The organism is Dyadobacter sp. CY261 (assembly GCF_021440085.1).
In the GTDB taxonomy this organism is placed as follows: Bacteria; Bacteroidota; Bacteroidia; order Cytophagales; family Spirosomataceae; genus Dyadobacter.
Map to the genome: position 1 here is coordinate 273,431 of NZ_JAKCPW010000006.1, position 21,341 is coordinate 294,771.

The following is a 21,341-nucleotide window of genomic DNA, read 5'->3' on the forward strand; positions in this document are numbered from 1 at the left end:
TGTTAGGTTTTAGTAAAGGAGTTGCCTGTTTATTTGAAATTCCGCCCTTCCGGGAACATTTCAAGTTGCACTTGCTTCTGTCGTACCTGGGTTTTCTTGTTGACCGCCTGGGAGGCATATTCGTCTTTTTCGTCGGCACGCGAAAGTGTCAGGACATCCGGATCTTGTTGTGCCTGATTCAGTTGTCTCAGCAAAGGCGACATGTCGTAGCACTTCCGTACAATCACGTGAATGACCTCTCCCTCGATCTGGAGCTTGCCTTCCACCATGAGCAGTTTCGATCGAAGGATTTCTTTACGGTATTTTTCAAACAGGCCCTGAAAAACAACCAGGTTAGCCACCCCGCTCTCATCTTCGACTGTGATAAAACACACGCCTCCTGCCGTTCCAGGCCGCTGCCGAACCAGAACCAGCCCTGCCACCCGTACGATCCTGCCATCCTTATATTTGGATAAGTCACTCGCCAATAGGGCACGCTTTTCTATCAGCTGCTGACGAACAAAGCTCACCGGATGCGCTTTCAGGGAAAGCGAGGTTGCTGCATAATCGTGGATGACGTGCTCGGACATAGATAATTTTGGCAATTCGACCTTCTCCTCAAACGCGCTAGGGGAATCCTGACCTTCAAAAATTCCCATTGGCCGGTCAGATAGGGCCGTTGCTTCCCACATTGCCTGCCTGCGGTCGAAACCCATCGAACGGAATGCATCTGCGTCGGCTAACCTTTCAAGGGCTGATTGAGAGACCCCGGCATCACGTATCAGGTGCATGGCTTTAAAAGGGCTTTTCCGTGCGCTCACTAGCAATTGCATCTCCTCTTCCCGAATGCCTTTGACCTGACGAAACCCAAGCCTAATCACGCGGTATTTACCGCTCTGCTCTTCCAGGGTGTTGTCCCAATAAGAGAGATTGACATCGACTGGACGAACAACAACACCATGCTTGCGTGCATCAATCACGATTTGCGCGGGTTGGTAAAAACCCATCGGCATACTATTAAGCAAAGCTGTTGCAAAAACGTCCGGATAGTAATACTTAAGCCAACAGGACACATAAACCAGCAGAGCGAAACTGGCAGCATGGCTTTCTGGGAAGCCATAGCTGCCAAACCCTTCCAGCTGCTTGAATATGCGTTTTGCGTATTCCTCCGAATAACCTTTGGCTGTCATTCCATCGATTAGCTTCTTCTCAAACTTAGTGACCAGTCCGTTGAACTTGAATGTAGCCATACTACGTCGGAGTTTGTCCGCCTCTGCCGGCGTAAAGCCTGCGGCAACAATAGCTATTTTCATGGCCTGTTCCTGGAACAACGGCACACCTAATGTCCTGCTCAGAATGCCTTCAAGTTCTGCCGACGGATATTCGACTGGCTCTTCACCATTCCGGCGGCGTAGATAGGGATGAACCATATCACCCTGAATTGGCCCCGGCCTCACTATGGCCACTTCAATAACCAAATCGTAAAAGTTCTTAGGCTTCATGCGCGGCAACATTGATTGCTGTGCGCGGCTCTCGATCTGGAAGACCCCGATCGTGTCGGCATGGGAGATCATTTCATAGACTTCCGGATCATCCTGCGGAACTGTCGCCAAAGTCATATCAACATTGTAGTGCTGGCGAAGAAGATCAAAGGCTTTCCGGATGCAGGTGAGCATCCCTAAGGCCAGTATATCTATTTTCAAGAACCCCAAAGCATCGATGTCGTCTTTGTTCCACTCGATATTTGTCCGGTTTTCCATGCGGGCATTCAGGATGGGGCACAGATCGGTGATTTTGCCTTGTGTGATCACAAAACCCCCGGTGTGCTGACCGAGCTGGCGCGGGAATCCCATGAACTGCCTGGTCAGATCGAGCACCTTTACCAAATGGGGATCATTTGCATTGAACCCCTGCTCGCTGATGCGCTTCCCTTCAAACCATTCGTCAGTAAATTCCCAAATGGAACTCGATAACCGGTTGATCGCGTCAACCGATAATCCCATTACTTTGGCCACATCCCTGATGGCACCTTTTTGATGAAGCTGGGTAACGGTTGCAACGATTGCCGAACGATCGCGTCCGTATTTCTCATAGATATACTGGATGACCTCTTCGCGCCTTTCATGCTCAAAATCGACATCAATATCAGGCGGCTCGTTCCTGGCCGAGGAGATAAAGCGTTCAAACAGCAAATCGAATTTGGTTGGATCGACGGATGTAATGCCCAGGCAAAAACAAACCGTAGAGTTAGCAGCAGATCCCCTGCCCTGGCACAGGATGCCGCGTGTCCTAGCAAACCGGACGATATCGTAAACAGTCAAAAAATAGGCTGCATAGTTCATTTCAGCGACGAATTTGAGCTCGTGCTCAATGGCTGTCACTACCTTCTCTGGTATCGGATCACCGTAAAAATCCTTTGCCCCTTTCCAGGCAAGATGGGTGAGTTCTTCCTGCGGGCTTCGTCCTTCGGATGTAATTTCTTCCGGGTACACATACTTCAAGCTGTCCAGTGAGAACGTGCATGCCTCGCTGATTTCCTGGGTACGGTCGATCGCCTCCGGATAATGGCGGAATAGCCGGATCATTTCCTCCTGTTCTTTTAGGTACCGCTCCGCATTCTGATGTAACTTGAACCCTGCAGTGTAGATGGTGCATTTTTCGCGGATACAGGTGACGATGTCCTGCAACTGACGACGCTCTGGGTGGTGAAAATGAACATCATTAGTAGCAACCATGGGGATGCGCAGCTGCCGAGAAATTTCTGCAAGCCGGTACAGCTTCTTGGCATCACTTTCGACATAAGAGCGCGTTGCAGACAGATAAAGCTCTTTGCCCAGCTCACCCCGATATTCACGAAGCGCCTTTTCAAAATCAGGCTCAAACTGAAATTTGGAACCTAAACTGAGCGGCGAGACGGCGATAAACTTTATCCCTTCCGCATGTTCGTAGACATCGGAACGGAACAATTCACATTTCCCCTTTTCAGTACACAAATTCCCTTTTGACAGCAGCGCCGACAGCCGCGCGTATGCTTGCGTATCAGTAGGATAAGCAAGAAGGCTCGGGCCATCCATCAAGTCCAGGCGTGCAGCTGGAATGATTTGCAAGCCCGTATCCTTAGCTGCCGTATGCGCACGAACAATACCGGCCAACGTATTGCGATCTGTAATAGCGATCTTTTGATAGCCAAGATGAATGGCCTGCTCGACCAGCTCCTCGGGATGAGAAGCGCCGCGCAGAAAACTAAAATTGGATGTGACCTGGAGTTCGGTGTATTTCATGGCAGGCAGCTTATGCGTAAAATCCATGAATAAACCACTCCGGCGCTCGCTCCTTGCCGTAATGCCCCAGCCGGAAGATCCAGTATCTGTTCCCGTTATCATCCTCCACTGAATAGTAGTCACGGTGAAGCCCGTCGGACAGCCACCATTCCTGTTCAATCCGGTCGGGCCCGTCTGCCCATTTGATTTTATGGACGACGCCCTGGTAGCGGAAAAGCATGGGCGGGTAGTCAGGAACAGGCGCTGATACCTGAATGCGTTCCGGTCTTGGCAGAAGATCCACCGGACGCAGCTTTTCCTTACGCCAGCTTGTTTCCGGTCTGTCTCTCAAAGTTGGCGCTTCCACTAATGCGCGTTCCGGCCAGTGATGTTCGGCAGGAAGGTAACGGTGGATCGTATCTGTGCCAGAACGGGACGCCAGCCGGTCGAGCAGTTCGGCAATCGTCACCATCTTGTTGCCTCCATTGACATCCCATAGAGCCTCTTGCGGATTAGCAAGGTCTTCAACCACCGGCGCATCCAAAAGAAAAAGCTCAATCCCCAGGTCAGGCTCGATCTGGGCTATTCTCTGTTCAAACAGTTTGAACAGATGGGATGCGCTACATGATCCGGCATTTGTGCCAATAGAAATTTCTTGGATGTTGCCATCAACCCTGAAGCATTTTAAAGATGCCTGCCTGATCCCTTTTCCACCTTCGACCAGCCTTTTACAAATTGTTTCCAACAATGTTTTGAGCGCTATCTCAATGCCGGTTGCTGTACGTATGGGTTCCACACACGGAAGCCTTTCCTGGTATGGCTCCGGGGGCTGTACTGGCGTAAATGTTTCATGGAACTGACCGAGCGCCTTACCTATCTGATGAAGAGTGTGTTGCCCAAAACGCCTCCGCAAGGTGGAAGGCGGCATATGAATGAAGCTTTTAATTTGGCTGAGCCCCAGCTTGGCCATTTTTTCCAGCGTCTGGTCATCCAGCCGCAGGGCATGCGGTGGTAATCCGGCAAGTGCTGATTGCTGGGCATCCAGATCGATGATTGGAAATGCCCTGGAATAGCGGGAGACGGCCCATGCGGTGCCGATGGTGTCGGCCATACCGACGCGCACGTCATAGCCCGAAGTTTTCAGCCTGCTGACAATGTCTTTCAGATAAGCTGTTTCTCCTCCCCAAAGATGAGCGCAGCCGGTTGCATCGATCAACAAACCGTCGGGCAAATCAACGGCGACCTGTGGCGAATACCGGATCATCCATTCAGCCAACGCGGTAAGAAGCTTTTCAGGCACGTCCGGCTCGAAATCGAGCACTTCAAGCTCCGGAAGCACTGCCCGTGCATCCGCCACAACCATACCTGTCTCGATCCCGGCCTTTTCTGCGCGTGTGCTTACAGCCATGACGATCATGCGACCACGTTGTTTGGCTGAAAGCACAAACGGAACAGCAGACAATTCTGGCTGTCGTAGAAGCGCCCTGTCTGTCAACAGATGCCGGAACCATATGGCCACATATCTTTTCACCGCTATCCAACCTTTGAAAAGCTTCGACTTGGAACCACGCGTACTAAACCAATATGCTCGAAGTGGTCTTCGCTCCACTGCACCTGCCACCTTCCCGCCTGCCCGTTCCTCACTTTTTCGATCTGCACATCCCATCTGGGAAAGCCGATGCCAGGCAATGTATTATCCCTTCCGCTAGGCAAGGGGTTAACCCTCCACCGGCAGACCGACGCAACCGGATTGGACAGCCTTGGAGACACGCGGTGAAGCAAACCGGTTACCTTGCTTTCTTCTACGGCGAGCTGTAACCGTCGGGACTCGGTGAGGTTCAGCTCTTTCACTTCGCCGACGACCGCCGAAAGCGCATCGCATTTGAGCCCCTCTTCTATCGTCCACAGCAGGTCTTTGTCCTTTTTAAGATCGACGAAGATCACCCTGTCCGGCTCAATGCCAAAAAATCCGAGTGCGAGCGGGAACACCCGTCTTCGCGAGCTGACCCAAAGGCAAATGCCATCCTCCTTCATCAACTGTCCGGCAAGGGTTGCCATGAAACCCGCTGTTGCCGCTGCACTTTCGGGGGTGGAGCTAATAAATTCATGCACTCCGACTTTGGGAAAAATCCCGCCCGTAAATGCAGCGCTAACAGGACCAATATCAATTTTTTCAGGCTTTGAGCCAGCAGCAGGGGAACGGAAGCCCTGCAAAGACATAATCTCGCTTCTCAGCTTTGCGATCACATAACTTTTATTTTCCCGCGCTTCCATATTTTCCCCTTGATTTCTATCTTTGATACTGTCATTATCATTGTATTGATTTCAATAATAACATTATACCATGACAAGCGCAAAACATTTTTTCGGTAAAAACATTCGGTTTTTAAGAGAGCGTAGAAAGCTCACACAGGAGGATTTGGCGCAAAACCTTAGTATCACCAGAGTTAAACTCGGGGCTATCGAGGCAGGACGCACCGAAAATCCGGCCTCCAATGACCTTTTACAATTCTCTGATTTTTTCAAGATGAGCATCGACACGTTGTTTCGGGTCGATCTCTCGAAACTTTCCGAACTGAAAATCCGGGAACTTGAAGCGGGGAACGACATCTACATGACGGGCAGCAATCTGCGCGTCCTGGCCGTGTCGGTGGACAAGTCGAATAAGGAAAATATTGAGTATGTGCCCATTAAGGCAAAAGCAGGCTACCGAGATGGATATGCCGATCCTGACTTCATCGCGTCATTACCCAAATTCACTCTTCCTACGTTGCCACAAACGGGTACGTTCCGAATGTTCCCAACAATCGGCGATTCTATGCTTCCTATACCGGAGGGGGCTGATGTCATTTGTGAATTTATAGAAGATTGGACCTCAATCAAACCGGGCACCTTATGCGTGCTTGCCTTAAAAGGCGAACAGGACTTTGTTTTTAAGAAAGTTACCATCAAGTCCAGTGTAAAAGCAGCGCTTCTTGAATCTTTGAACCAAGATTATCTGCCGTACGAGGTGGCCGTTGGGGAAATTGTAGAGATTTGGAAATTTCAAAGTTATGTTTCAACCCAAATACCTGAAAGCGTTTCGGACATGCTGCATCTTTCAATCACGATGAACTCTGTCCTCCAACGCCTCAAAGTCATCGAGGAGAAAGCTTTTAGCTAGTCCCTTCAACCAAAATTCGCTATATTTACATTTAAAGAGGACAAGCTGGGCGGTTGTCTTTGTAAACCTTGGTGGGTTATTGCGATCTCCGCTCCGTTCCTCTTATCAATCAGATTTTACGAGTCCTCAGTTGGCATCTCAATGCATAATCTGAGCATATTGTACTTGACACCATTCTGTGTCAGCATCAGCATGGTAGCATGTCAGGCTTTTGAGATCGTTCGCTCATGCCTGCCAAACCATCCTAACCCTCGTTCTACATCGAAACGCCTCTCGTAGATGCTCAGATAAGAAACTTTGATACGAAGCGACGCCAATTCCGATCTGATTAATGAGACCTGATCGTCGGTCATCCTGGAAACGTTTGTCGAAAAAACCGCCATATTCGCCTGTGGCAGCAACGTCACCTTAAACTCTTTATCTACAACAAAGTGCATATACGACTTCGGGTTTAGAGACAGGTGCTTCTCAATGTCGGTGGACAGCTGACTTTGGGCCTGGAACTCAACTTTGTCGATGATCATCGGGCCGATGCCGACATTTTTGATGAGCACAGATATTTCATCCTTAGAATCTGTAAATCCGATTTGACCTAGTGGTTGTAACGATTTCTCATTGTGGCGACGCTGTAAATACAACTGATAGATTAATGCAAGAAGCGTCAATACTGAAATTGCTATCGCCAATGGAGCCTCCTGCCGAACATTAACCGAGTATAAGAAGGTCTACATTATCCTACAATCTCGAAGCACTTTCAACCTCTCCATCGCCAGGAGGTCGTAAATACGCGGGATGAACTTATGATAAATGCTACATTGCGGATCTTTTCCATTCACCCGATACACTGGACATCCACTCGTACAGATCGAACGGTACTTGCATCGTTTACAATCCTCGGATCGAATGTCTTCTCCATGAGAGACTTCTTCGATCATATCTACCAGATCAAGCTCTTCATCAAATATGGAAAGACTTTTCCTGGATTCGTCACCAAAGTGTACATGGCAGTATTTCAAATTTCCATCCACGTAGATTGCACCTCCTGAATATCCTGATGCGCAGGTTTGGAAACCCAATTCCGTAGGCTTCAAATCACAAAACTGGTGACGGCGTGAAAATTTCCACCCACGCCGTATAGCATCTTCCATGATGGTGAAAGATTCATTCAATCCGTGTTCAAGCAGTTCGGCATCTATCGATTGACCTTTGACAATTGAAAATCTGAAAGGTATGTCAAGATCCACCAGAAAGCGCGTTAAATCAGGCAACCCCGGGAGATTTTCATTAGTGATCACCGTACTGACAGAGACCTGTATTTTATTTGCGACCAGACGCAATAGGTTTCGCTCTGTTCGGGCAAATGCTCCTTCCCCGGAGGCGAACGTTCTCGTCTGGTCATGGTATTGATTTAGACCATCAAGGGAAACTCCAAATCCAATATTGTTCTCCGTAGCGAAACTGATAATTTCGTCATTCAAGACAGTGAGATTGGTGAGAAATGACACGTTCAACTCGCACTGCACCACGCGGAGCGTAGACATTGCGTCGCCGATAAAATCTCTCCAGGATCGAAAATGGATTAATGGTTCACCCCCTGCGAGACGGAGATTAACCTTCTCAATCCCTCGTTGCTTGGCGGTATCAACGAGCTTCTTCAAAAGTTGCTCTTGAACATCCGTCTGCATTCCGCCGGTGCTTTGAAGCGTCGAAATATAACAGTAGCTGCAAGAGAGATTGCACTTGTTGGTCGTGTGAATCCAGAAATTTAGTGACCGCAACCGTTCCGGCCTGGCAGGCAGACTGTACCGCCTGTCGAAGGTAATCAACTCATTGTCCGCCAAGCTCGTCAAGAACGATCGCAGTAACAACTCGTCAACATTAAATCGCTTTGCGAGGCATGCTGCATTGGATACTCCATCGATCGCAGACACGATGGTGTACTGCAACGGTGTAAGAACACGTAATGAATCGGGATAAAAGCAATTCACGACATAATGACTGCCGTCAATTTTCCTCGTCAGTAATCCTGCCGATTTCGTCGGGATGAACATAGATGCGGCCAAGGGTTAGTGCTCCAGAGACACAATCACAATCATTAGAAGCTTTAAATTCGAGCGTATACGAATCTACGATACAGGTCGCCAAGGCCGCTGAATCATCGAAGATCAAGTCATGGGTTAAGATGTAATTCATGAAAAACGTTGTTTACTTAAAGGACTAGCGATGCGGACAATCACCATTTCCTCAAAGCTCCGAAGAATTCGCCTAAAATACAACGGATCCGTTGTGTAAATTATTACTTGTTACAGGTCACTTTACACCATTATGGATAAAGTGATCCTGTTGACACAATTGGGGAGACGAATACGAGATTTGCGCGTGATGAAAGGCGTCACGCAGACAGAATTGGCACATGCCATTGGGAAGGATCAGCAGTCCATCCAACGTTTGGAAGCAGGAAAAATAAACCCCTCGTATTTCTATCTATGCGAGATAGCCGAGGGACTTCAAGTTTCTGTTAAAGAAATAACAGACCTTTAAGTCTATTCTCTTACACTGGAGACTTCTTCGATCGCAAATTGGAATGCAATCCGCTATACAACAAATTCGCGGCTGTCTTCATTTGCGGAAAAACTCATGTTCGAAGAATGCTGACGTATGAATGACTGAATATGCTGGGCAATGGCCTTAGATAACAGGGGAGGAACTGCGTTACCTATTTGATTATATTGAGATAGATTATTATCGGCTGATAGACCCCTTTTCTTCTGGAGTTGAGCAGATATCATCGTGCGCTTCCCTTTAAAAATGTATTCGTCTGGGAAAGATTGTAACCTTGCGGCTTCCCTCGAGGTTATATTTCTTGGTAAGAAAGGATGAATAAATGTGGAATAAAAAGAAGCTGGTATAGTAAAAGAAACTTGATCACCTTTCAAATGTCTATAGTTTGACTGATAAGAGGAAGTAGACAAAATTCCCTTACCATTTCTTTTGCGAACACGCAAATCCTCTGGAATGCTTTCCAAACGCTCGCCTCTCTGGAGATGAGCATAGCGCTCGACAATCCGTTTTGTATGAACCATCGAAACATGGTTGTTAACCTCTCTTGAATTGGCCCGAGCCCATTCTTGATAGCCTGTAACCGCAGGACTGTCGTATTCCATTATTTCTGACCCTTCACCCGCAAAAATAACAGGCAGGTCGCCTATAGCTTCACTCACTGTTACTGCAGGTTTTAGCGCATAAACATTAAATATGCCGCCAATTGCACGATCATGAGTGAACGGAGGAGACCCAATTGGTAAACCATATACGTTTCCGACTATAAAAACGCGCTCTCTTGATTGTGGTACGCCGAAGTTTAGAGCATTTAATCTCCATATTTCAACGTGGTAACCTAAGTTTCGGAATGTTGTAAGTATAATATCAATAACTCTGTCACCCTTTTCATTTCGTCGGCCTAGAATCCCAGACACATTCTCAATAACAAATACTTGGGGTTCTAAACATTCGACCCACTTTGCGAAGTTTATGAACAGTGTGTTCCTAGGGTCAGCGGGGTCTTTCGGAGGGCCAGCTAAGCTAAATCCTTGGCAAGGCGGCCCCCCAATTATGACATCCGGCACGGCACGGTTAGCTACCGCCCTTATGTCGGCAATATTACTAAGATCGCGGATATCCGCTTTGATAATATTATGCTCTCCTGGGCTGGCATTCGCTAAAAGAGTCTCGGCTGCCCAATCATCCTTTTCCAAAGAAAGCTTCAGGTCAAAACCCGCCATTTCAAAGCCGAGCCCAAACCCACCTGCACCTGCAAACAAATCGAAGACTGAAAGAATTGATTTTTCAATCATTACTGAAAATCAAGTATTTACCAAATTGACTCCGTAAAGGTAGGATAAAATCGATATATTTGGGCGTAGCTTTGAAGATCACCGTCAGGAATGATTTTCAGATCCTGGACATTTTTAATAAAAGCTGACGACGTAAAATCGTACAAATCATGTAGTTTAGAATCGATGAGCCCAGTCTCTTTGACCGTCAAGTTTGGAACATTGATTTTGTACGGTTGATCAGACGTGGTGCAAAACGGCAATTCAAAAAAGTTTGCCGACGAGAAAATAGGTTCAGTATTTTTATCTAGAAAAATCCCGCCGTAAGTCAGCATACTCGCCCCATCATTGTACAAAATGTTAAAAGTCTGCTGAAACCGCAAGCGATTGTCTCCTGGTAGTAGGCCGTTTCTATTTTCGAGTGCAGTGTTGATTTCGTTTTCCATTATCTCCCTAATGACTAATGGAAGACCACTTAAGGACAGCTCCCGCCCAGTTATTCGTGCAGGAACCTTGGACCGGCTTACTTGGTCTTGCAACACTTTGAGACGATGCTCATGGATGCGTCCCGACGCAGTACTTCCATTCGGACTCGCTCCATCTTGACTATTATCCAAATTCAATCCTTCCGGCTGAACATTGACAGTTAGCAATAAAACGCTTCCGGGTTGGATTTTTGTACAGACAGAATTTAGATCTGACAAACACTCAGAATCCAGCTTTCCATCGTAATCTAACCAAATTATGGTTGGCTGGTCGTAGTTCAATCGAGGCAAAACATTCGATGCAGAATCAAATAGTATTTTTATACAAGAAAACGGACGATTAAATTCAAAGCGTGACTTAGCATTTTGCTCCTTTTCTATACTGATCATACTTGTCATTCCAAGGTTCTTGTGAAGCAATGAAAAATCGACAAAATACAATGACCCAAATCCCACGTACTGATAATCTTTAACAGGGGAAAATGCACCCAATTTTCTAAAGGCTTCAACTATCATTTTTCTTTCGACAGTCTTCGCAGGGCGTAATCGATAATTGATTTTTCTGAAGCTCATATTATCCTCCAACCTCCATTTCCAAAAAGTATTCAAATGTCCTTATTCCCACATCAGCAGTACTATTTGTTTTGAGAACACGCTTTACCCTATCTACCTCATCTTTATCTCTTTTGTATGTAATAGACACTTTCTTTTCTTTTGGCTCGGATTTAAGATCGACAACAGGGTGAGTAAATACTTTTGCTGTCGTCTTTTGTATCGATTCATTTGTCTTTGTAATATCTGCGATATCAACAGACACTGCTTTCTGGACAATATTACTGTAGAAAAGATCTTGTGGAGAGGGATCGTTTTCTCTCTCCTCTTTCATAAGGTTTAAAAAAGAATTTATTGGTTTCATTATCGAAACCATCTGCTGCCTAACACCTTTGAAAATTGCTGAATCTAAATCAACACCATTTTTCGTTGTATTCCAAGGCAATTTGCTTGCGTCGTCTGCTTCGAAGAAAGCATAGCCCCTAAATCGCTGGTATTGACCATGATACTTAGGCCCCCCATCCTTATCTCTTCCTCCAGTCCATCCAGTTATTGCCGTTTGCTCCGGCCCTAGGACAAGACGTCCGTTACAGAAAACGTACCATCCCCCTTCCTCCAGAATAGCTTCCCCTACACCCGCAAGAATTCGAATATTAACATCATCGTTGTACTTCTGTTCAAAATATGCTGGCTTAATCTCATCAGATGTTAACAGTTCCAAATTCCTCCTCTTCAACTCGATAGAATTGATTCTAATGACCAGTCCTTTACTGATTGGATATAAATTCTCGAGCTCTAATTCAGTTTTTAGCTCATTAATAAAAGTGGCATTACCAAAATCCCTAATAACTTCCGGATTCAGCTTGTCGATGATAATTTCAGTACCTAGGGCGACGTGACCGGTATTTGAGACTTCGTAACCTTTCAACTTAAACTGCCATTCTTTCTGTTTAGCCCATTCGTCGACATCCACATCTAACTCGAAACTAGATGTAGATTCAGAAGATTTTATGTTAAAGTGTCGTCCAATTTTAAACAACGCCCTCTTCATGCCTATTCCAAACTGACCTACCGACCCTTTAATCCCTGGAAAATCAGATGGGCGCCCAAACCTAAACGCATAATCCCTTGCTGTATCGATGTTTATTCCGCCGCAGTTGTCTTTAATCAAAAAGGTCTTTGGCGTAATTGTGATGTCAATATGATAGTTGCTATAGTCGTCGTCCCGAACCAATGACCGAGCGCCATCCACGCAGTTGTCAACCAAATCTCCAATTGCATCCTTAAGCGATACGTCCCGTATCAACATGGTAATAAAGAAGCCCTTCGTAGGCTCAGTATCTATAATATTCGGATCCTTTTTTTCTGCATCTGTGGACATATGCTAACTTAAACTTGGTTTTCCCTAATCGTGTAATATAAGTATTTTTCAACTTATGTTGTATTATCAATCGGCTCATTTTATTTAACGTCTCCAAAATGATACCGCCCTAGTAACCCAGGCATGTTGATTATCGTGTTGTCGCCTCCATCTGTGTTTCGTGTAGGGATAGCATGGTGGCATTTCCACGGCTGCCTTGAAGAGCGACAATGAGTGCATATAGCAAACCCGGCCACCTGGAAAACATTTCTCCTCAATGCAATAGTGCTCTCACGTGCTCCCTTCCATATCGAATAGCAAGACGGATCGTCGTAGAATGTAAGGCCAATCAAACATGAAAAGAAGAGCGGCAGATTGTTTATGTTCAAAACACCAATCATCGACGTACCTTTAAGTTGAGCAAGGACAACTATTTTTCGATCTTAATAGCCCAAAAACAGGAATTTCCGCGTAACGCAAGGATGAGAAAACGTTAGCGAGTCCAGCGCTCACTTGAGTTAGTGACTGTCGATGGATTTTCTCAGATAGACGATGTCGCCGGTTAGGGCCGATCAGGCAGGTTGGGAAATGATCGTCAATTTTTGTGCAAATCGTGTGCAAACAAAAAAGCACTTATAGAATTTTGTCTATAAGTGCTTGATCTTCACCGTGGGAGTTGAGGGATTCGAACCCCCGACCCTCTGCTTGTAAGGCAGATGCTCTGAACCAACTGAGCTAAACTCCCTTTTTGTTTTTTCTGTTTCCCCGTCGTTTGGGAGTGCAAATATGTGCGACTGATTTGAACTCTGCAAATATTCTTTAAAAAAAGTTTAAAATAATTTTTAACCCTTTGATTACCAGTATTCGCTATTCGAAATTTAAATAGAGCGTTACGGTATGAGTGCGCATGCGGCTGATGCCATTTCCAGCAGAATTCTTTCCAGGCACGAGCATATTCGTTAATCCGTGCGAGAAACGCAGTTCCGGGGCGAATTTGAAGAACTCAAAGAATTGCTCATATCCGATCCCGTAATCGATGGAGAGGTCGCTCGACTTGGTATCCAGAGCCCCGACCCCACCGCCACGGGCACGCTTCACGTTCGTTTCCACCCCGAACGTCATCCCTGCAACCATATACATGCGTGAGTTCACACGCCGGACGGATTTGTATTTTAACAAGAGCGGCACTTCAATCCAGGTTGATTCCCGTTTTTCGGTGATGTCGGTGCCATTGGGATAGCTGAATTTCACATGCCGCTCGTAAAGCGACACCGACGGTGTCGTACGCAGGTCAAAATGCTCATTCAGGAAGGCATTAATGGTAAAACCCATGCGAAATGCCGCATTTGTGGGCGACTGGATCACAAAAGCCGAGTCCTTGGTGACGAAGTCGTTGCTATGCTTGATATTAAAACGGGTAAACGGCACGGCGAACAGGATGCCGTAATGGATCGGCTTGTCGTCGTAATATTCGAGGTGCTTACGACGGTAACCGATGCCTTGTGACTGAGCCTCCTGCGCTGCCATCAGCAACGCGAGGATGCCTATGATTACTTGTGTCCGACGTAAATTGAACAGATCCCGAAGGTAAGTGATATGCATTTGGTATTTATGAAACCTGCTTTTTTATAAATATCAAGAAAAGCTTCTCCATCCGGAAAAGCCTGTACGGACTCGGGCAGGTAAGTATATGCTGCACTGTCCTTGGAGACCGTTTTCCCTATAACTGGTAGAATATATTTAAAATAAAAATTATAAATCTGCTTGAACGGAAAGCTTTTGGGCTTCGAAAATTCGACCACCACACAAGTTCCTCCTGGCTTCATCACGCGGTTCATCTCCGTCAGTCCAGCCAGCAAATTCTGAAAATTGCGTACTCCAAACGAAACGATAATCGCGTCAAAATAATTGTCTGTAAAAGCCAAACTTTCGGAATCGCCACTTTGAAGGTTAATCACATCCTGCTTGCCTAGTTTAGCGATTTTCTCTCGCCCTACGGCCAGCATCCCTTCCGAAATATCGACCCCGATAATTTTCTCCGGCTTCAATGCCAACGCTTCGATTGCGAAGTCGCCGGTACCCGTTGCGATATCTAGAATAACTTTGGGTTGCTGTTTTTTCAGCAGTTTGATCGCTCTTTTGCGCCAATATATATCTACACCGCCACTCAGGACATGGTTCAGCAAATCGTATTTGGGTGAGATATTGTCGAACATCTCGGCAACCTGCTCCCGTTTGGTCCCTTCCTTATCTTTATAGGGTACTACACTCATCTTTTAGCTATTTTCAACAACTGGCAAAACTAACAGATATTTACGGTTATCACATGGAGCAACACCATCTTATTGGCTTCTACAACAGGTGACCAGAATGAAATACGCACGTATCAATGGCTAAACAAACATTTAGTCCTGATCATTACCGGCCATGCGTTACATTTTCCTTTTTGCAGTCTGCCTTATTATAAATCCAGCCATTGCACAGCGGGGCCATTACCGCTCGTCCAACGGCATCAGCGATAAGAAAAGCTATAATCGCCGCTCCGCCCATCCGTATTTCATAAGCGCCCGAGGCGGCCTTACCCAGTTTTACGGGGAACTGAATAGCCAGGCAATGCATAGCATGGCGGGAATCAGTTTCGGAAGGATATTTAACAAACAATTAGCGATCGAGCTCGATTACAATGCAGGAAGCATTGGCGGTGAAAAAAGGCCCTTTTTCAATTCTTATTTTGTGAATGAATACAACTCGGCGGAATGCCTGGTCAGATGGGACTTGTCGGAACAATTTGCTCACCGCGAACCCGGACTTGCGCACCTCATTGCGTATGCCGGTCTGGGGCAGATCTGGTTCAGCGCACAGGCATTCGGCATTGACCACGACCGGCTGCTGCGATTTACAAACAGTTCCCAAAGTGCGAGAAATCCACTTTTTCTGCGCTGGGGACCGCCCAGAGGACCTCGGGGAATCCAAAAAACGCGTGAAGGATTACTTCTGCTCGGCACTTCTGTGGAGTATGCGTTGTTAGAAAAATGGAAAGTCGCGGTCGACTACCGTTTCTACTTTGTCCGAACCGACAAGCTGGATGCGACCTCCGGACGACGGCTGATCAACCCGGAAGAAAGTGAATCGTACAGCGATACACCTAATGATACATTCAGTTTCATTTCCGTATCATTGCAATACCATTTCGGCCGACCAAGGAAAAAGAATGGAGGTTAACGATGTTCAATAATGATTTCTACCACTGTTAAATACAAACTTTACCCATCATTGCTCAGTTGCTTCGACCGCTTCGAGCGAGGTTATCTTGATGAACAGGGTTTGCTCGACCGTATCAACCGTATACCCATTCCGCAAACCGAAGCACAGTTCCGTGGTGTATCATTTGAAGATGCCGTCATCAAAGGAATTGGGGAAGAATCGTTTGACATAGATATTCTTTCGCGTGTGAGATCATTTTTACCACGTCCAATGCTAAAAACGCAGGTTTATTGCGAGTACCAGCTAAACGACAGCCTCATTTACGGCTATGTGGATGTGATCGGGAAAATGCTTGCGGTAGATATTAAAACCACTAGCAACTACCGCTCAGGCTGTTTTGCCAAAAGTCACCAGAACTTTTATCTCCCTGCATTACGCGCAAAAGGCATCAGAAGCCTTCGGTATGTGATCACGGATTTTAAGGATGTGTATCTCGAAGAATATGATCAAATGGCTGATCTAACCTTTCAGGAGGCCCAGATCTCCCGCTTCTGCGAATTTCTCGAAACCCGGCGCGAACGCATTAGCGACCTGCGGGTATTTTCCAGGATCTAACATCGATAACCTCGTTAGAAATCAAGCAATTGGTGTTTTACTGCAAAAATAGCTAGACTGACCGAATTGCCTGCACCCGTCTTTTCGAGCAAATTTTTACGATGACCTTCCACTGTTCGGTAGCTAATGAACAGCTCTTCTGCAATGCGTGCCGTATTATAGCCTCTGCAAATCAGTGCCAAAACCTCCATTTCACGGTCGGTAAGGCCGATATTTAATGAGGGAATGGACACTTTGCTCCGCGAAGGCTTTAAATCGCGCGCCTGCAATCCCTGCCGCATTACCTGCGCGATGTCATCGTTAATATAGTATCCCTTGGAAATGACTTGCTCAATGGCTTCGCTCAGAATTATCTGGTCGATGTCCTTGGGCAGATAACCGTGCACGCCTACACGCATGAGCTGCAAAATGTGCTCGGGGGAGTAATTCATGGAAAGGATAATGATTTTCAGATTGGGGTATTGCTTCAGGAGCAATTCAGCCACTTCCTTCCCGTCCATTCCTTTCATAAAAAGGTCCAGTAATACCACGTCCGGCATAGCGGCAGCAATTTTTTCTGCCAACTCTTCGCCCGAAGCAGCTTCCAGCACCACCGAGAAATCCTCATTCCGGCCTAAAATCTGGCCCAAACCCTGGCGGAAAAGTTTATGGTCGTCCGCAATCGCTATTTTGATCGGTTTCAATTCTTTTAATGGAAATGTTAGAGTGGTATATCAATTTTAATGCGGGTGCCCGCCCCGGGCGCGGAGTCCAAAATGAGCTTTGCATCTAGTAAATCCGTTCTCGTCCGGATTGTACTCATTCCCATACCTGTCTGTTTGTGACCGGAGGCCACATCAAAACCCTTTCCATTATCACCCATTTGTAGGATCAAATGCGGGCCGTTTTGATGGAGGTCAAAAGTAATTTCACTCGCCTCGGCGTGTTTGACCACATTGCCTATGACTTCCTGGATGATACGGTACAAAATTGTCTGTTGATATGCTGAAAGCGTTTCGGCGGGATCGTCGATCGAGCAGTGGATATGCATTCCTGCATCCTCCATCCGGTTCAGCAAAATTTTCACAGCACCAGCAAACCCAAAATTCTCAATAATGACCGGCGAAAGGTTATGTGCAATTTGCCGGACGTCCTTTACCACATCACCCAATATCTGCCCTGAACGCGCCGCCAGGCCTTTCATTTCCTCCGGTGATTTTTCATATTGGATCTGATTCACAAAAAGGCGTACCGCAGACAAAGAAGCCCCTACCTCGTCGTGCAAGTCACGCGCGATGCGCTCGCGTTCATTTTCCTGTGAGGCGACGATAGATTCAAGGATTTTTTTTTGATGGCTCATTTCCATCTGATGCAGGCTCCTTTGTTGGAAATGTAGTTTCCGCTGATAAAGCAATACGAAAATGACGATCGCCAATGCCATCATCACCATAATACCGATCCCTCCGAAAAGTAACTGCGCGAATTCTATTTCCTCCGGCCGACCCATAATGCAACGGTGTAAGTAATGTAGAGCATGTAATTCATCAGCGCGTGGATCACCCAGATCTGGTCGTTCAGGTTTTTGGAATACAATAGGATGAAGTTCATAAAGACGAAAATCAAAAAGTTGCCGGAAAAGAACAGCAGCAGTCCTGCCGACACCCAGAAGAAAGGTTCGAGGAGCAGGTTTTGCACCTTCAATTCCTGAAAAACTTTATAGAAATACGCCAGTGCCAGAAAAATAACCACCGCGCTCTCAATGGACCGCCCTGCATTGTCGATCCACACCGATTGTCCGGATTGTCCTACTTCCCTGATCAGTATGATCCCAACAAAAACAGCCAGCAGCCAGCTTCTCGCATTTGTAAGCCATTTCTGTTCGAGCACCAGGCTGTACATCCAAAGTAAAAGCCCAAATTCGACGATAACATATACCGGCCATAAAAACAGATTGGAAGTTTTAAAAAACCATAACACCCGCGAAATGCTCTCAATAAGCAATGCAAAGAAGATCAATGTACACAGCAGTTTCACCGGCGACCTCGCCTTTCGGTATCGTATGAAGGCCATCACTGCGGCTACGAGAACCGGCAGATAGGTAAACAGAACGATCAGTTGCTCGCTCGAATAATGCATGGTTTCAGAATGATGAAGCGTTAAAACAAGATTGCCCGAACGGAATATCCCGACAGACAAGGTTAGGTATCAAAAATATCGGAAGTAATACGGCAAACGCCGGTGAATTTTCTGAGAGGGGGCCATTAGGCCGATGGCAAATTAATGGATCACAACGAAAGAAAAAAACCGCACGATAAGGTGCGGTTTTGCCTGAAAATAGTCAGGGTTAGACAGAGGAGATGGTTATTGATCAGCTAAAATCAATGTTGGATAATCAATGTAACCTGTTTCTCCGGGTGTATAAAAAGTGTCATAATCCGGCGTGTTCAATGGAGCCCCAGCCTCAATCCGGGTAACAAGATCAGGATTGGCCAGGAATGGCTGTCCAAAAGCGATCACGTCTGCAATGCCTTCGCCTAATGCTTTCTCGGCCGTTTCGGGCATAAAACCGTTGCACAAAATAATCGTCCCGGCGAAATGCTGCCGCATTGTTTGCAGCGTCGCGTCGTCGACGTCAGGGCTGAGCGAAAGATGGATATACGCAATGCCGATCTCATCCAGCTTCTCAGTGAGGTATTTGTAGGTCGCTTTTACTTCATCTCTATCATAGGCCGCCATATCGTTATAAGTACCAAAGGGAGAAAAGCGAATGCCGACCTTTTCCTTTCCGATGGCATTGGCAGTCTTTTCCACAATTTCCAGAACGGCCCGCGAGCGATTTTCGATCGAACCGCCGTATTGATCGGTCCGGGTATTTACATTAGGGTTCAAAAACTGTTCAAGGAGATAGCCGTTCGCATTATGTAGCTCTATTCCGTCGAAGCCAGCTTTCACTGCATTCTGCGCCGCTTTGACAAATCCATCTATCACATCAACGACGCCGGAGGTCGTCAATGCTTCCGGCTCCGAATGAGGAAGCAAACCTTCCTGATCAGTCCACATTTGCCCACCCGCTGTTATATCCGACACGCCTATCACACGTATCCCTGGGGGCAAATTATGCACATGTGCTATGCGCCCCGTATGCATAAGCTGCATAAAAATTTTGCTGCCTGCCTGATGCACCGCAGCTGATACTTTCTTCCAAGCCTCGGTTTGTTCGTCGCTGAAAATGCCGGGAATGCGTGCATACCCCAAACCTTCCGGCGTCGGCGCCGTTCCTTCCGTGACGATCAGCCCGGCGCCGGCGCGTTGGGTGTAATATTGCACCATGATGTCATTCGGAAGATTTCCAATCGCCCGGGATCTTGTCATAGGCGCCATTACAAGGTGGTTCTTCAATTTGAACCCATCTTTTTGATATTCAGTCAATAATTTGTTCATCTCATTATCCATGATTAATTGATGAACAAAGCTAACCTGATGGATAGAAACAAAATACCCGAAAAAGACATATAAATAGTCTTATCCGACAGACTGGTATCTTTTGGGAGTTTTGCCGTGGTGTTTGGCAAATAGCCTACTAAAATGGCTTAGATTAGAAAAGCCCAACTGGTAACCTACTTGTGACACCGGCACGCCCGGATGGCGGAGCATGGACGCAGCTTCTTCCATGCGCACAGTTTGATAGTAATTGTAAATGCTGTCGCCGAATACCTGTCTGAAAAGTTGCTTAAGCTTCGTTTCACTCATATTGGCCAATTTAGCCAGATCACGCAGCTGGGGTGGTTCAGCCAAGTCTGCTACCAATACATCCCGGACCTTCATGAGCATACTCACATCCTGATTATTGAGCTGACATTGCTTCTTATCCTCCCGTTGTGCGAGTTTAGAGAAAACCAGATAGAGTAGCTCCTGGGCCTTCACCTTGTAAAAAAAACGCTGTAACGGATCATTTTCCACAGCTTCGGTTAAGGCTTTAAGTGTTCTTTCAAAATCAGGGATCATTAGCAAATGGTACACGAAAGAACTATTTCCACTGATAACCGTCTCGATCAGCTGATTAGGATCGATAGGCCCCAGTAACTCCGCAAGCAATGCAGCCTTAATTCCTACAACCGTAAAGTATATCTCTCTGCCGCCAGGAAACCGGATTTCCGAATTGAGGTCGTTGGAAGAAACCTCGACCGATGCGGTGTTTACTTTCGTACAACTGAAACTTACCTCGCGATTCGACAATTGATTATTAGGTAATGTCGAACTGTAAAAAATAACCGTAATAAGGTCGCTGATCACCTCCGGGGCCTTTCTTTTCAGGACGAATTCCTCGCGTAGCGTGTATTGATGGATCAGCATTTTAAAACTTTCGCTAAAATCGATCCTCCTAATGCCGCCATGCCCGATATGAGAAGGTATCCGCAGTTCACTACCTGAGACAGGTGCATTAAACTGCTCCGAAAAGTCCGTAAGGAAATCAAAGCCGGCACCCGCTGTAAATTCAAATGTCATGGCGTTGGGTGTAAGAGGATTGTCGTATTCCGCTGTTTTTCAATGCAGATAACAAGAAATATCAAAATCCGTTCAATCAGACCCCTGTATCGCAGCACATCTGAAATCTGAAAACAAAAACGCCTCGATAGATTCTATCGAGGCGTAATGCTTTTCAAGGTGGTGATGGACGGAATCGAACCGCCGACACAAGGATTTTCAGTCCTTTGCTCTACCGACTGAGCTACATCACCGTTTCAGTTGGCACCTTTTGGGACTGCAAAAATAGATGTCTGTTTTTGCTTTACAAATATTTTACAGAAAAATTTATGAAATTGTTTTACAAAAAATGCTATTACACTGACTGTCTTCTGTTTACTAGCCATATATATTATTTTATCCTAAAACCATTTGCGCCGGAATACA

Annotated in this window: 19 protein-coding genes and 2 tRNA genes; 4 read left to right on the plus strand and 17 right to left on the minus strand. The window is 46.4% G+C overall.

Annotated elements, in window-relative coordinates:
• Window positions 1–29: 29 nt before the first annotated feature.
• The 3 genes from LZD49_RS18455 to LZD49_RS18465 are packed head-to-tail and all read right to left on the minus strand — an operon-like array spanning window position 30 to window position 5,513.
• Complete coding sequence (locus LZD49_RS18455) at window positions 30–3,362, minus strand: error-prone DNA polymerase (protein ID WP_234669052.1); 3,333 nt, start codon at window positions 3,360–3,362, stop codon at window positions 30–32.
• Window positions 3,271–4,770 carry a DNA polymerase Y family protein gene (locus LZD49_RS18460; RefSeq protein WP_234669053.1) on the minus strand — a complete coding sequence of 500 codons (1,500 nt, stop codon included), beginning with the start codon at window positions 4,768–4,770 and terminating at the stop codon, window positions 3,271–3,273. The genes LZD49_RS18455 and LZD49_RS18460 overlap by 92 nt, the downstream gene beginning before the upstream one ends.
• A gap of 2 nt (window positions 4,771–4,772) precedes the next feature.
• Window positions 4,773–5,513: an ImuA family protein gene (locus tag LZD49_RS18465; protein WP_234669054.1), complete on the minus strand. Its 741-nt coding sequence runs from the start codon at window positions 5,511–5,513 to the stop codon at window positions 4,773–4,775.
• Between the two features lie 70 nt (window positions 5,514–5,583).
• On the opposite strand from LZD49_RS18465, the gene LZD49_RS18470 reads away from it, so the two are divergent.
• A complete protein-coding gene (locus LZD49_RS18470; RefSeq protein WP_234669055.1) occupies window positions 5,584–6,402 on the plus strand; it encodes a helix-turn-helix domain-containing protein in 819 nt (272 codons plus the stop codon).
• 203 nt (window positions 6,403–6,605) lie between these two features.
• Here the strand turns inward: LZD49_RS18470 and LZD49_RS18475 are convergent, their stop codons facing one another.
• Together LZD49_RS18475 and LZD49_RS18480 are read right to left on the minus strand one after the other, a co-directional pair.
• Complete coding sequence (locus LZD49_RS18475) at window positions 6,606–7,040, minus strand: hypothetical protein (protein WP_234669056.1); 435 nt, start codon at window positions 7,038–7,040, stop codon at window positions 6,606–6,608.
• 87 nt (window positions 7,041–7,127) lie between these two features.
• On the minus strand, window positions 7,128–8,453 hold the full coding sequence (locus tag LZD49_RS18480) for a radical SAM/SPASM domain-containing protein (RefSeq protein ID WP_234669057.1): 1,326 nt from the start codon (window positions 8,451–8,453) through the stop codon (window positions 7,128–7,130).
• A 274-nt stretch (window positions 8,454–8,727) separates the two neighbouring features.
• Here LZD49_RS18480 and LZD49_RS18485 point away from each other — a divergent pair, with 274 nt between their 5' ends.
• A complete protein-coding gene (locus tag LZD49_RS18485; RefSeq protein ID WP_234669058.1) occupies window positions 8,728–8,943 on the plus strand; it encodes a helix-turn-helix domain-containing protein in 216 nt (71 codons plus the stop codon).
• A 53-nt stretch (window positions 8,944–8,996) separates the two neighbouring features.
• On the opposite strand, the gene LZD49_RS18490 is transcribed toward LZD49_RS18485, so the two are convergent.
• The 6 genes from LZD49_RS18490 to ubiE form a co-directional block, all read right to left on the minus strand.
• The gene (locus LZD49_RS18490; protein WP_234669059.1) at window positions 8,997–10,256 is read right to left on the minus strand and encodes a DNA cytosine methyltransferase; all 1,260 of its coding nucleotides are present in this window, start codon (window positions 10,254–10,256) and stop codon (window positions 8,997–8,999) included.
• A 17-nt stretch (window positions 10,257–10,273) separates the two neighbouring features.
• Complete coding sequence (locus LZD49_RS18495) at window positions 10,274–11,293, minus strand: O-methyltransferase (protein ID WP_234669060.1); 1,020 nt, start codon at window positions 11,291–11,293, stop codon at window positions 10,274–10,276.
• 1 nt (window position 11,294) lies between these two features.
• Window positions 11,295–12,653, minus strand: a complete 1,359-nt coding sequence (locus LZD49_RS18500) for an ATP-binding protein (protein WP_234669061.1) — start codon at window positions 12,651–12,653, stop codon at window positions 11,295–11,297.
• A gap of 649 nt (window positions 12,654–13,302) precedes the next feature.
• Window positions 13,303–13,377: transfer RNA gene (locus LZD49_RS18505), tRNA-Val, on the minus strand.
• Between the two features lie 122 nt (window positions 13,378–13,499).
• Entirely contained in the window at window positions 13,500–14,159 is a 660-nt protein-coding gene (locus LZD49_RS18510; RefSeq protein ID WP_234669263.1) for a porin family protein, read from the minus strand.
• Between the two features lie 23 nt (window positions 14,160–14,182).
• Window positions 14,183–14,905, minus strand: a complete 723-nt coding sequence (ubiE, locus tag LZD49_RS18515; protein WP_234669062.1) for a bifunctional demethylmenaquinone methyltransferase/2-methoxy-6-polyprenyl-1,4-benzoquinol methylase UbiE — start codon at window positions 14,903–14,905, stop codon at window positions 14,183–14,185.
• Window positions 14,906–15,059: 154 nt separating this feature from the next.
• Between ubiE and LZD49_RS18520 the strand changes: the two genes are divergently transcribed.
• Complete coding sequence (locus LZD49_RS18520; protein ID WP_234669063.1) at window positions 15,060–15,854, plus strand: hypothetical protein; 795 nt, start codon at window positions 15,060–15,062, stop codon at window positions 15,852–15,854.
• Window positions 15,855–15,866: 12 nt separating this feature from the next.
• Entirely contained in the window at window positions 15,867–16,451 is a 585-nt protein-coding gene (locus LZD49_RS18525) for a hypothetical protein (protein ID WP_234669064.1), read from the plus strand.
• Between the two features lie 14 nt (window positions 16,452–16,465).
• On the opposite strand, the gene LZD49_RS18530 is transcribed toward LZD49_RS18525, so the two are convergent.
• From LZD49_RS18530 to LZD49_RS18555, 6 genes are all read right to left on the minus strand, one after another.
• Window positions 16,466–17,134 carry a response regulator transcription factor gene (locus LZD49_RS18530; RefSeq protein ID WP_234669065.1) on the minus strand — a complete coding sequence of 223 codons (669 nt, stop codon included), beginning with the start codon at window positions 17,132–17,134 and terminating at the stop codon, window positions 16,466–16,468.
• A 17-nt stretch (window positions 17,135–17,151) separates the two neighbouring features.
• A complete protein-coding gene (locus tag LZD49_RS18535) occupies window positions 17,152–17,937 on the minus strand; it encodes a sensor histidine kinase (protein ID WP_234669066.1) in 786 nt (261 codons plus the stop codon).
• Window positions 17,916–18,566, minus strand: coding sequence for a hypothetical protein (locus LZD49_RS18540; protein ID WP_234669067.1), 651 nt, complete (start codon window positions 18,564–18,566; stop codon window positions 17,916–17,918). The genes LZD49_RS18535 and LZD49_RS18540 overlap by 22 nt, the downstream gene beginning before the upstream one ends.
• A 225-nt stretch (window positions 18,567–18,791) precedes the next feature.
• A complete protein-coding gene (locus tag LZD49_RS18545; RefSeq protein ID WP_234669068.1) occupies window positions 18,792–19,871 on the minus strand; it encodes an alkene reductase in 1,080 nt (359 codons plus the stop codon).
• Window positions 19,872–19,952: 81 nt separating this feature from the next.
• On the minus strand, window positions 19,953–20,936 hold the full coding sequence (locus LZD49_RS18550; protein WP_234669069.1) for a helix-turn-helix transcriptional regulator: 984 nt from the start codon (window positions 20,934–20,936) through the stop codon (window positions 19,953–19,955).
• A 160-nt stretch (window positions 20,937–21,096) separates the two neighbouring features.
• Window positions 21,097–21,169 (minus strand) — tRNA-Phe (locus LZD49_RS18555).
• Between the last annotated feature and the right edge of the window lie 172 nt (window positions 21,170–21,341).

Coding starts and splice junctions, on each gene's coding strand:
- LZD49_RS18550 (WP_234669069.1), bottom strand. CDS start 20,936: ATGACATTTGAATTTACAGCGGGTGCCGGCTTTGATTTCCTTACGGAC.
- LZD49_RS18480 (WP_234669057.1), bottom strand. CDS start 8,453: ATGTTCATCCCGACGAAATCGGCAGGATTACTGACGAGGAAAATTGAC.
- LZD49_RS18545 (WP_234669068.1), bottom strand. CDS start 19,871: ATGAACAAATTATTGACTGAATATCAAAAAGATGGGTTCAAATTGAAG.
- LZD49_RS18510 (WP_234669263.1), bottom strand. CDS start 14,159: ATGGCAGCGCAGGAGGCTCAGTCACAAGGCATCGGTTACCGTCGTAAG.
- LZD49_RS18495 (WP_234669060.1), bottom strand. CDS start 11,293: ATGAGCTTCAGAAAAATCAATTATCGATTACGCCCTGCGAAGACTGTC.
- LZD49_RS18535 (WP_234669066.1), bottom strand. CDS start 17,937: ATGGGTCGGCCGGAGGAAATAGAATTCGCGCAGTTACTTTTCGGAGGG.
- LZD49_RS18525 (WP_234669064.1), top strand. CDS start 15,867: ATGATTTCTACCACTGTTAAATACAAACTTTACCCATCATTGCTCAGT.
- LZD49_RS18490 (WP_234669059.1), bottom strand. CDS start 10,256: ATGATTGAAAAATCAATTCTTTCAGTCTTCGATTTGTTTGCAGGTGCA.
- LZD49_RS18455 (WP_234669052.1), bottom strand. CDS start 3,362: ATGATAACGGGAACAGATACTGGATCTTCCGGCTGGGGCATTACGGCA.
- LZD49_RS18470 (WP_234669055.1), top strand. CDS start 5,584: ATGACAAGCGCAAAACATTTTTTCGGTAAAAACATTCGGTTTTTAAGA.
- ubiE (WP_234669062.1), bottom strand. CDS start 14,905: ATGAGTGTAGTACCCTATAAAGATAAGGAAGGGACCAAACGGGAGCAG.
- LZD49_RS18465 (WP_234669054.1), bottom strand. CDS start 5,513: ATGGAAGCGCGGGAAAATAAAAGTTATGTGATCGCAAAGCTGAGAAGC.
- LZD49_RS18500 (WP_234669061.1), bottom strand. CDS start 12,653: ATGTCCACAGATGCAGAAAAAAAGGATCCGAATATTATAGATACTGAG.
- LZD49_RS18485 (WP_234669058.1), top strand. CDS start 8,728: ATGGATAAAGTGATCCTGTTGACACAATTGGGGAGACGAATACGAGAT.
- LZD49_RS18520 (WP_234669063.1), top strand. CDS start 15,060: ATGCGTTACATTTTCCTTTTTGCAGTCTGCCTTATTATAAATCCAGCC.
- LZD49_RS18540 (WP_234669067.1), bottom strand. CDS start 18,566: ATGCATTATTCGAGCGAGCAACTGATCGTTCTGTTTACCTATCTGCCG.